This window comes from Bacillus sp. FSL M7-0791 (assembly GCF_038627085.1).
Lineage (GTDB): Bacteria > Bacillota > Bacilli > Bacillales > Bacillaceae > Bacillus > Bacillus safensis.
In genome coordinates this window covers 3656291-3667190 of sequence record NZ_CP152022.1, presented here as the reverse complement: position 1 = coordinate 3667190, position 10900 = coordinate 3656291, and the positions used below count along the sequence as shown (strand labels likewise).

Annotated in this window: 12 protein-coding genes; 11 read left to right on the top strand and 1 reads right to left on the bottom strand. The window is 39.0% G+C overall.

Annotated elements, in window-relative coordinates; genetic code table 11:
* The first annotated feature begins 620 nt into the window (after positions 1 to 620).
* From rpmH to MHI08_RS18715, 11 genes are all read left to right on the top strand, one after another.
* Positions 621 to 755, top strand: coding sequence for a 50S ribosomal protein L34 (gene rpmH / locus MHI08_RS18765; protein ID WP_073208224.1), 135 nt, complete (start codon positions 621 to 623; stop codon positions 753 to 755).
* 78 nt (positions 756 to 833) lie between these two features.
* Entirely contained in the window at positions 834 to 1193 is a 360-nt protein-coding gene (gene rnpA, locus MHI08_RS18760; protein WP_024427652.1) for a ribonuclease P protein component, read from the top strand.
* A 158-nt stretch (positions 1194 to 1351) separates the two neighbouring features.
* Positions 1352 to 2134, top strand: a complete 783-nt coding sequence (gene spoIIIJ, locus MHI08_RS18755) for a YidC family membrane integrase SpoIIIJ (RefSeq protein WP_087976621.1) — start codon at positions 1352 to 1354, stop codon at positions 2132 to 2134.
* Positions 2131 to 2754 (top strand): RNA-binding cell elongation regulator Jag/EloR, encoded by a 624-nt coding sequence (gene jag, locus MHI08_RS18750; protein ID WP_163114520.1) that lies wholly within the window; start codon positions 2131 to 2133, stop codon positions 2752 to 2754. Before spoIIIJ ends, jag begins: the two co-directional genes overlap by 4 nt.
* Positions 2755 to 3155: 401 nt before the next feature.
* A complete protein-coding gene (gene mnmE, locus MHI08_RS18745; protein ID WP_024424070.1) occupies positions 3156 to 4535 on the top strand; it encodes a tRNA uridine-5-carboxymethylaminomethyl(34) synthesis GTPase MnmE in 1380 nt (459 codons plus the stop codon).
* Between the two features lie 17 nt (positions 4536 to 4552).
* Complete coding sequence (gene mnmG, locus MHI08_RS18740; protein WP_024427650.1) at positions 4553 to 6439, top strand: tRNA uridine-5-carboxymethylaminomethyl(34) synthesis enzyme MnmG; 1887 nt, start codon at positions 4553 to 4555, stop codon at positions 6437 to 6439.
* A 13-nt stretch (positions 6440 to 6452) separates the two neighbouring features.
* Positions 6453 to 7172 (top strand): 16S rRNA (guanine(527)-N(7))-methyltransferase RsmG, encoded by a 720-nt coding sequence (gene rsmG, locus MHI08_RS18735; RefSeq protein WP_342499879.1) that lies wholly within the window; start codon positions 6453 to 6455, stop codon positions 7170 to 7172.
* Positions 7173 to 7277: 105 nt separating this feature from the next.
* Positions 7278 to 8153, top strand: coding sequence for a nucleoid occlusion protein (gene noc / locus MHI08_RS18730; RefSeq protein WP_024424067.1), 876 nt, complete (start codon positions 7278 to 7280; stop codon positions 8151 to 8153).
* Positions 8154 to 8262: 109 nt separating this feature from the next.
* Positions 8263 to 8397: a hypothetical protein gene (locus MHI08_RS18725; protein ID WP_254964772.1), complete on the top strand. Its 135-nt coding sequence runs from the start codon at positions 8263 to 8265 to the stop codon at positions 8395 to 8397.
* A gap of 212 nt (positions 8398 to 8609) precedes the next feature.
* Positions 8610 to 9371, top strand: coding sequence for a sporulation initiation inhibitor protein Soj (gene soj / locus MHI08_RS18720; protein ID WP_008360890.1), 762 nt, complete (start codon positions 8610 to 8612; stop codon positions 9369 to 9371).
* Positions 9364 to 10218, top strand: a complete 855-nt coding sequence (locus MHI08_RS18715; protein WP_342492184.1) for a ParB/RepB/Spo0J family partition protein — start codon at positions 9364 to 9366, stop codon at positions 10216 to 10218. The genes soj and MHI08_RS18715 overlap by 8 nt, the downstream gene beginning before the upstream one ends.
* 25 nt (positions 10219 to 10243) lie before the next feature.
* Here the strand turns inward: MHI08_RS18715 and yyaC are convergent, their stop codons facing one another.
* Entirely contained in the window at positions 10244 to 10870 is a 627-nt protein-coding gene (yyaC, locus tag MHI08_RS18710; protein WP_024424063.1) for a spore protease YyaC, read from the bottom strand.
* Between the last annotated feature and the right edge of the window lie 30 nt (positions 10871 to 10900).

The window sequence follows — 10900 nt, the reverse complement described above, 5'->3', positions numbered from 1 at the left end:
AAGGCTTCTCCCCCCTCCTTTTCTTTTTAAAATGACCAGTATCAAACTGTTATAGAACACGAAAAAGAGCAAATGGTCATCACCATTCGTGCACATACATTGTTGAAAACAATTAATATAGTAGAAAAACGTCTTTTCGACAAATTACACAAGCTGTGGATAAACAATTCAACAGGCTGTGTAATAACTTTCCACAGGTTATCCACAAATTGTGGATAATATAAATGGGCCAGATAAGTAATTAAGAGTTAAAACACAAATATAATATCAAAATAAACAAGAAGGTGCAATGGGTGTCACAAACTTATCCACACACTTTACATCCTGTTGAAAAATAATTATCCACATCGGTTATTTGTGTGAAAAAAATGTCGATAATGGGTGTGGATAGTCTAAATATGCCGGAAAAATATCCACATTCTTGTTTTGAAGGTCTTTTAGGAGGAAAAAAAGAATAAAATGCTGGAAACTAAAAAAGAAGGTTTCTTCGTTTGATAACTTATGTTATGCTTATAAGGTTGATAATAAGAGTTTTATCATTGATATTGACAATCGATGGGTTACACAAATATAATGAGTTAGACTGTCTTAAACAGCTATTCCTCAGGGAGGTGTCATAAATGAAAAGAACGTTTCAACCAAATAACCGTAAGCGTAGTAAAGTTCATGGCTTCCGCAGCCGTATGAGTACTAAAAACGGACGTCTAGTTTTAAAGCGACGCCGCAGCAAAGGTAGAAAAAAATTATCAGCTTAGGCCACTGAATAATGTCAGTGGTCTTTTTTACATAAAATCGTAAATGAACTGTCAGTTTTTATCGGAGTGGAAGAAAACATGAAGAAGCGAAACAGGCTAAAAAAAAATGAAGAGTTTCAAAAGGTGTTCAAAAAAGGTCAATCAATGGCAAATCGCCAATTCGTTATTTACCAGCTGGATCAGCCAAATCAAGTTGAACTGCGTCTAGGATTGTCTGTCAGTAAGAAGATTGGTAATGCAGTGATTAGAAACCGAATAAAACGTCTGATCCGTCAGGTGTTTTTAGAGGAAGGCCATAAGTTAAAGCAAGAAAAAGACTACATTGTCATTGCACGAAAACCAGCGAGTGAATTGACCTTTGAAGAAACAAAGAAGTCTCTCCAACATTTATTTAGAAAATCCGCTGTTTATCAACAACAACCGAAAAAGTCTTCGTAATAGAAACTTTCGTTGAATCAATTTTTAAAAGCGCTTCCTTCATCTAGTGAATTAAAATGAAACCACCACTTTGCAAAGAAAAAATGTTACCATACTGATTAGGTGAGTCACTTTCTTAATCAATTCCAACTTAAATAAAGTTTGAAGTAATGGGAGGAATCTTGTTGAAAAGGCGATTATTACTAATATTTAGCTTGATTGGCGTATTGGTTTTATTGGCAGGATGTACACAGATCAATGAACCAATTACATCAGATAGTAAGGGATTCTGGAATTCTTATATTGTTTACCCGCTATCTCAATTAATCACGTACATGGCAAACTTAACTGGTGAAAACTATGGTGTAGCGATTATTATTGTGACACTATTAATTCGCTTGCTTATTTTACCATTAATGATTAAACAGTTAAGAAGTACAAAAGCGATGCAAGCATTACAGCCTGAATTGAAAAAGCTTCGTGAAAAGTATAGCTCTAAAGATCAAAAAACACAGCAGCAGCTTCAGCAGGAAACAATGGCCCTTTTTCAAAAAAATGGCGTCAATCCATTAGCAGGCTGTTTCCCAATTTTAATTCAAATGCCAATCCTTATTGGTTTCTATCATGCAATTATGAGAACAGCAGAAATTAAAAAGCATACATTCTTATGGTTTGACTTAGGCAGCCCAGATCCATTGTTCCTATTACCGATTATTGCGGGTGTAGCTACTTTCATTCAGCAAAAGCTGATGATGGCTGGAAATCCTTCGGACAACCCTCAAATGGCTATCATGTTATGGGTGATGCCGATTATGATCGTTGTGTTTGCAATTAGTTTCCCAGCAGCACTTTCATTGTACTGGGTTGTAGGTAACATTTTCATGATCATTCAAACATTGGTGATTAAAACACCTCAAGTAAAAGTTGATACAAAAGAAAAAGCTGGCGGGAATAAAAAATGAAGGAAATAACTGCTGTCGGTCGCACAATCGAAGAAGCAGTAGATTCCGGACTTAAACAAATTCAGCTACTACAAGAAGAAGTAGAAATCACAATAGTAGATGAAGGAAATAAAGGGTTTTTAGGATTATTTGGTAAAAGACAAGCTGTGGTCAAGTTAGTAGAAAAGATAAATGCATTTAAATTAGCTACACAGTATTTAGATAAAATTGTTAAGTCTATTGATCCTAAAGCAAAGATTATTTCCAAACAGGAACCGAAAAAGATTTCTTACCACATTGATGGAGATAAAACGTCATTAATGATTGGAAAAAGAGGCCAAACACTGTACTCTTTAGAAACGTTGGTACAGCTAGTGTTTAATCGTTATTCTGATCAGTATCATCATATAACAATTGATATTGGTGATTATAGGAAGAAACGACAAGAAGCACTTGAACAATATGCAGTCAAAACAGCAAATCGGGTTTTAAAAACGAAGAGAAAGGTTCATTTAGAACCAATGCCTTCGAATGAACGAAAAATTGTTCATGATGCGATTGCTGCATTCTCTAAAGAACTTGAAACGGCATCTGAAGATACAGGCAGCAAACGTCATGTTGTGGTGCTGTATAAAAAATAGCAGAAAGGCTAAGATTCAGCAAAGCTGGATTTTAGTCTTTTTTTATTGAAAAATTGCTTTTTATAGAGGATTCATCCTCTATTTCTAAAAAATGAGTGTGTGATATGGGTGCAAAACGCCAATTTAACAAGTAAGTATAGGGATCAGGGCGTTTAAATTTATTGGATTTAGGTGTAAGATGTGAAGACAAGTTTCAAACGTCGTTATTCACATGTGGATAAGTTAAGTGTTAAAATAGATAAGATGCAAAGCTGTGGATAATTAGATATGGGATACTTTCACTTCGCTTTCATTTATGGTATCTTTAAATTTTGGATTAAGCGTTTTTGATATAGAGATGGACAATGTCCATTTAATAGATAACAGACTGTTTATTAAGTAGAGAAAGAGGTGAATGAGTGATGGATACAATTGCAGCAATTTCTACACCGATGGGTGAAGGAGCAATTGCGATTATTCGTTTAAGCGGGCCTGATGCGGTACAGATTGCTGATCGGATGTATAAAGGGCCTAAGGAGAAAAAACTTGTATCGGTGGATTCACATACGATTCATTATGGTCATATTGTGGACTCTAGCACTGAGCAAGTCATAGAAGAGGTCATGGTGTCAGTATTACGAGCACCAAAAACATTTACGAGAGAAGACGTTATTGAGATTAACTGCCATGGCGGAATTGTAACGGTCAATAAAGTACTGCAGCTTGCTTTAAGAGAAGGAGCAAGATTAGCGGAGCCAGGTGAGTTTACAAAACGAGCTTTCTTAAATGGAAGAATTGATCTTTCACAGGCTGAAGCGGTAATGGATTTGATTCGTGCAAAGACAGATCGTGCGATGAATGTAGCGATTACTCAAATGGAGGGACGACTCTCCGGTTTGATTAAACGACTTCGCGGTGAGATATTGGAAACTCTGGCTCATGTTGAAGTCAATATTGACTATCCTGAGTATGACGATGTTGAAGAAATGACGCATCGAGTTTTAGTTGAAAAGGCAACATCAGTGAAAAAGGAAATTGAGTCACTGCTAACGACTTCTCAGCAGGGGAAAATACTTCGCGAGGGCTTATCCACTGTTATTATTGGAAGACCGAATGTTGGGAAGTCTTCCTTGTTGAATAGTCTTGTACAGGAAACAAAAGCGATTGTAACGGATATTCCTGGAACAACGAGAGATGTCATTGAGGAGTATGTAAATGTTAGAGGTGTACCGCTTCGTTTAGTCGATACTGCGGGTATACGTGAGACGGAGGACATTGTTGAGCGTATAGGGGTTGAACGATCTAGACAGGTCTTAAAAGAAGCTGACCTGATTTTACTTGTGCTCAATTATAGCGAGGAATTGTCAGAAGAGGATATCAAACTATTTGAGGCCGTCTCAGGCATGGATATCATCGTGATCGTGAATAAGACAGATCTTGAGCCTAAGCTTGATATCGAAAAGGTCAAGCAGTTAGCGAAGGATCGTCCGGTGGTTACTACATCATTATTACAAGAAAAGGGGATTGATGAGCTCGAAATTGCGATTCAATCATTATTCTTCACGGGTTCAATTGAAAGTGGAGATTTAACGTATGTAAGTAACACAAGGCATATTGCCCTTCTTCAGGCAGCAAAACAATCCATTGAGGATGCTCTTGAAGGAATTGAAATGGATGTACCGATCGACATAGTTCAAATAGATTTAACACGCTGCTGGGAACAGCTGGGTGAAATTATTGGGGATGCTGTTCATGAAAGCTTGATTGATCAGTTATTCTCTCAATTCTGTTTAGGAAAGTAAAGGGAGGAACATAAGACATGGGTTATGAAGCTGGCAATTATGACGTAATCGTCGTGGGTGCCGGTCATGCTGGAGTTGAGGCTGCTCTTGCTTCTGCAAGACAGGGCGCCAAAACACTTGTATTGACTATCAACCTCGATATGGTTGCTTTTATGCCATGTAATCCGTCCGTAGGCGGCCCCGCAAAAGGGATTGTCGTCAGAGAAATTGATGCTCTAGGCGGAGAAATGGCACGAAATATAGATAAGACGCATATTCAAATGCGCATGCTGAATACGGGGAAAGGACCTGCTGTCCGTGCGTTAAGAGCGCAAGCAGATAAGTTCCAATATCAGCATGAAATGAAAAAAACAATGGAAAATGAACCAAACCTGACAATGCTGCAAGGTATGGTAGATCATTTAATTGTAGAAGATGATGAATGTAAAGGTGTTGTTACTCAAACGGGGGCGAACTATCGTGCAAAGTCTGTTGTATTAACGACAGGGACTTTCTTAAAAGGCCGCATCATTTTAGGAGACTTATCGTATTCAAGTGGTCCAAATAACCAGCAGCCTTCCATTAAATTATCGGATCATTTAGCAGAACTAGGATTCGATTTGGTTCGCTTTAAAACAGGAACGCCTCCTCGAGTGAATAGCCACTCGATTGACTATAGTAAAACAGAAATTCAACCAGGTGATGATGTCCCGCGGGCATTCTCCTATGAAACGGTTGAATATATTACTGACCAGCTGCCATGCTGGTTAACATACACGAGTTTAGAGACTCATCAAATTATTGATGAGAATCTTCACCGTTCTCCAATGTATTCAGGTATGATTAAAGGAACTGGCCCTAGATACTGCCCGTCCATTGAAGATAAAGTGGTTCGTTTCAATGATAAACCGAGACATCAAATTTTCTTAGAGCCAGAAGGTCGTAATACACAGGAAGTTTATGTTCAAGGATTGTCTACAAGTCTTCCGGAGGATGTACAGCAGCGCATGCTTTCAACCATCCCAGGACTCGAGAATGTTCAAATGATGAGAGCGGGTTATGCCATCGAGTATGATGCGATTGTGCCTACTCAGTTGTGGCCTACACTTGAGACGAAGAAAATTTCTGGATTATATACAGCCGGCCAAATTAATGGTACGTCTGGTTATGAGGAAGCAGCAGGTCAAGGGATTATGGCAGGTATTAATGCAGGAAGAAAAGCATTAGGTAAAGAAGAAGTCATTTTAAGCCGATCTGATGCATATATCGGTGTCCTCATCGATGACCTTGTCACAAAAGGAACAAATGAACCATACCGTCTCTTGACATCACGTGCTGAGTATCGTCTACTTCTACGTCATGACAATGCTGATTTAAGATTAACTGAACTTGGCTATCAAATTGGATTAATTTCTGAAGAAAGATTCCAAGCATTCCAGCAGAAAAAAGAAGCCATTGAAGCAGAGAAAAAACGTTTATATTCTGTCATCATTAAACCTACAGCAGAGACTCAAGAATTTATTCGTTCACTCGGTGGAAGTGAGTTGAAGGACGGCATTCGTGCAAGTGATTTAATGAAGCGTCCGGAAATGAATTATGAATCTGTTGTGAAATTAGCTCCTGCTGAAACACCGCTTCCTTCTGATGTGTGTGAGCAGGTAGAGATTCAAATTAAATACGAAGGTTATATTGAAAAGTCACTCCAGCAAGTTGAAAAACTGAAAAAGATGGAGAACAAAAAGATTCCTGATCGTATTGATTATGATGCCATCAAAGGGATTGCAACTGAAGCGAAACAAAAGCTGAAAGAAGTCCGACCGCTTTCTGTTGCACAGGCTTCTCGTATTTCAGGCGTTAACCCTGCTGATATTTCTATCCTTTTAGTATATTTAGAGCAGGGGCGTATTGCGAAGATAGCAGAATAGAAAGGATGTCGGCATGAACATTGAACAATTTACAGCAGCACTAGAGGAGAAAGGGATCACTCTTTCTCCTGTGCAGCTTGAACAATTTGAAACCTACTTCCGCATGCTTGTAGAATGGAACGAGAAAATGAATTTAACGTCCATTACTGAAAAGGAAGAAGTGTATTTAAAGCATTTTTATGATTCAATATCAGCAGCATTTTTTATTGATTTTCACAAAGTGACGACGATTTGTGATATTGGAGCTGGTGCTGGTTTTCCAAGCATTCCTCTTAAAATTTGTTTCCCTTATCTACATGTGACCATTGTTGATTCTCTTCAGAAACGAATTACGTTTCTCAATGAGTTAGCAAAAGGATTAAACTTACAAGATACTACTTTTTATCATGATCGTGCGGAAACGTTTGGACAACGTAAGGAAAAGCGTGAAAGCTATGATCTTGTCACTGCTAGAGCAGTTGCACGTTTATCCGTCTTGAGCGAACTATGTCTGCCTCTAGTGAAAAAAGAAGGATTGTTTGTTGCCTTAAAAGCATCTGCCGCTGATGAAGAAATGCAAGCAGGGAAAAAAGCTGTCACAGTTCTCGGAGGAGAGGTTGTTGAAAAGCATTCCTTTGTTCTTCCTTTAGAAGAAAGCGAACGGAACATCATTGTCATTGAAAAGAAAAAGCAAACACCAAAAAAATATCCTAGAAAACCAGGAACACCTAATAAATCACCAATAGAAGGTTGATCATGTAAAAGGTCGGTTTTTCTTCAATATTTATGATTTTACAGAAGGAAAAAACATGAGAAAATAGAATTATAAAAAGGTAGTTTTTAAAGGTGGTGTAGGTTCATGAAGCATTCACTCTCACGCTTCTTCGGGCTTGGAGACAAAGAACATCCTGAGCGTGAAACCGAAATAGAAGCAGAGATTGCTGAGCATGATACATTAAAGGAAGAGATACAGGAGCTCCCGGTCGACACAATTATGCCAAACCGTTTTCAGCCACGCACCATTTTTTCAGAAGAAAAGATACAAGAGCTGGCCACGACGATTCATACCCATGGCATTATCCAACCGATTGTTGTTAGACCAACAGAAGAAGAAGGAAAATATGAACTGATCGCCGGCGAAAGACGTTGGAGGGCGGTACAGACTCTTCAATGGGAGAAAATCCCCGCTATTATAAAAGATTTTACTGATACGGAAACGGCATCTGTGGCATTGATTGAAAATTTGCAAAGAGAAGAGCTGTCTTCTATTGAAGAGGCTCATGCTTATGCACGTCTTTTAGAGCTTCATGATTTAACACAAGAGGCGCTTGCTCAGCGTTTAGGCAAGGGACAATCAACTGTTGCAAACAAATTAAGACTTTTAAAGTTGCCTGAAGAGGTACAACAAGCCATTTTAGAGAAAAAAATCTCTGAAAGGCATGCACGTTCACTTGTGCCCCTAAAGCTTCCAGAATTACAAATCGCGCTATTGCAGGAAATCATCGAAAAGCAGTTGAATGTGAAACAGACTGAAGAGCGTGTAGTGAAGATGCTTGAACAAAAAACGGATCGCAAACCGAAGCCAAAACGTAAGGCATTTAGTCGTGATACACGAATTGCGATGAATACCATTCGTCAGTCTCTCCACATGGTAGAAGACAGCGGACTTAAAATAAATACCGAGGAAGAAGAGTTTGAGGAATATATCCAATTAACGATTCGAATTCCTAAATAGAAAAAAGCTGATGAGCGCCTCTCGTCAGCTTTTTTTGTAAATCTTTTTATTATCATTTTGTTATCATTTGTTATTTACTGTTTGCTTTTGCAAATGAAATGATAAAAACATGATGAAACAAAGCGGTATGTCTAAAGAAGTGACTGTACAGCATTCGCACCAAGAGGGAACGATCCACTTGATGATTGCTGAAGCTGATCCGAAGAACTATGACTTGTGGACAAACAATAACCCAGCCTTGTGAGTAAATGCCGTACAATTGAATTCAGACATCCAAAAAGATATATCAATATACTTTTTCGATGCGTTTTCATTCTTCCTTTTATGTACGAAAAGGCACATTCACCGACGAATTTATAATAGGGAAACAAAAAAAGCAAACGTTTCATACTTTTTTTGATAGAATAGAAAGTATGAATGAATGAGAAACTTGTTAAGTTGAAAGTGGGTGACATCGTGGGGAAAATCATAGCGATTACCAACCAGAAGGGCGGCGTCGGGAAGACGACAACTTCTGTTAATTTGGGTGCGTGTTTAGCATACATAGGCAAACGAGTGTTGTTAGTTGATATTGATCCGCAGGGCAATGCCACGAGTGGTATTGGGATTGAGAAAGCCGACGTAGAAAAGTGTGTGTACGATATTTTAGTTGATGATGCAGATGTTCTTGATGTGATTAAGACGACAGAGGTCGAAAATCTTGATGTCATTCCTGCGACAATACAGCTTGCAGGGGCTGAAATAGAGCTTGTGCCTACAATCTCACGTGAAGTGAGGCTGAAGAGAGCACTTGAATCTGTTAAGCAGAATTATGATTATATGATTATTGACTGCCCGCCATCACTTGGACTGCTGACGATTAATGCGTTAACTGCATCCGATTCCGTTTTAATACCAGTTCAGTGCGAATATTATGCGCTTGAAGGATTGAGCCAATTGTTAAACACAGTTCGTCTCGTGCAGAAACATTTAAATACCGATCTTGCCATTGAAGGTGTCTTGCTGACAATGCTTGATGCCCGAACAAACCTTGGTATTCAGGTAATCGAAGAAGTGAAGAAGTACTTTAGAGATAAAGTCTATCAAACCGTCATTCCGAGAAATGTGAGGCTGAGTGAAGCGCCTAGTCATGGAAAGCCGATTATCTTGTATGATCCACGTTCAAGAGGTGCAGATGTCTATTTAGACTTAGCAAAGGAAGTGGATGCGAATGGCTAAAGGTCTTGGAAAGGGTATTAATGCACTATTTAACAATGTAGAATCAAATGAAGAAACGGTTGAAGAAATCAAATTAAAGGATTTGCGTCCGAATCCGTATCAACCAAGGAAAACGTTTGATGATGATGCATTGTCTGATCTGAAAGAATCGATTCAGCAGTACGGGGTTTTACAGCCGATCATTGTTCGTAAATCGATTAAAGGTTATGACATAGTAGCAGGAGAACGCCGTTTCCGCGCAGCACAACAAGCTGGTCTGACAACAATTCCTGCAATCGTTCGAGAGTTTTCAGAAACACTGATGAGAGAAATTGCCCTCTTAGAAAACCTACAGCGTGAGGATCTCTCTCCACTAGAGGAAGCGGAAGCATATGCTTCCTTGCTGGATCATCTAAGTGTGACGCAAGAGGAATTAGCGAAGCGATTAGGGAAAAGCAGACCGCATATTGCGAACCATCTCCGTCTGTTGACTTTACCGGATGACATCCAAAAGCTGATTGCAAATGGAACGTTATCAATGGGACATGGCCGCACATTGCTCAGCTTAAAGAACAAAAAGAAGCTGGCGCCTTTGGTAAAGAAAATCGTGGATGAGGGGTTAAACGTACGACAGGTTGAAAAACTTGTTCAGCAGTTAAACGAAAATGTTCCACGTGAAACAAAGAAAAAAGAAGCACCAAAGGATCGAGTGTTGAAAGAAAGAGAGTCTTTCTTACAAAACTACTTTGGTACTTCCGTGACGATCAAGAAACAGAAGAAAAAAGGGAAAATTGAGATTGAATTCCTCTCGAATGAAGATTTAGAAAGAATCCTTGAATTGCTTTCTACGAGGGAATCATCAGAGTGACCATCTTGATATGAGATGGTCTTTTTTATATTCTTCCAGTGATATTTTGAATAGGGGTGAAGAGAGACCGGCTTTTTTCTCTCGTCCAATCCATTTGGTCAATGTGAGATAGACTTTCAGAAAGTGTATTGGCCATAGACATGACAAGATGAAGACGTGTGTTTTGGAGGACGAAGTATTCCATGAAACCACTCACATTGACGATCCCATTAATATGAATATCTCCTACCTCTGGCAGCTCCTTTTGGACACCAGCTCCAGGCTTTAACGGACCATCACCAATTTGGAAGGAACCGACACTTTTCACTCTTCCTAAACAGGCATCAACCGCTACAATAAACGGGTGTTTATGAGCTTGTTCAATTTCAGCGAGTTTTTCTTTTAAATTGACCGCATGCACTGGGTCAGAGAGTGTTCCATATACATGAAGCTTTTTCAAATCCAGACCTGAAAGCTTTGTACCAACAAGTGGACCTAGAGAGTCGCCAGTTGAGCGGTCTGTTCCAATACAGACGATGGCAACGGGTCTTTTTCCTGCTTTCTGAAGATGCGAGAATAAAATACTTTTAAGCTGTTGAATGGCGTTTGTATCCGTATGGGACACGTATTCTTTTACCCTATTTCTAAAAAAAAGACCGTTCTTGCTATTCATAGGTCTCACTTCCTTGTCATAGTAGTTAGT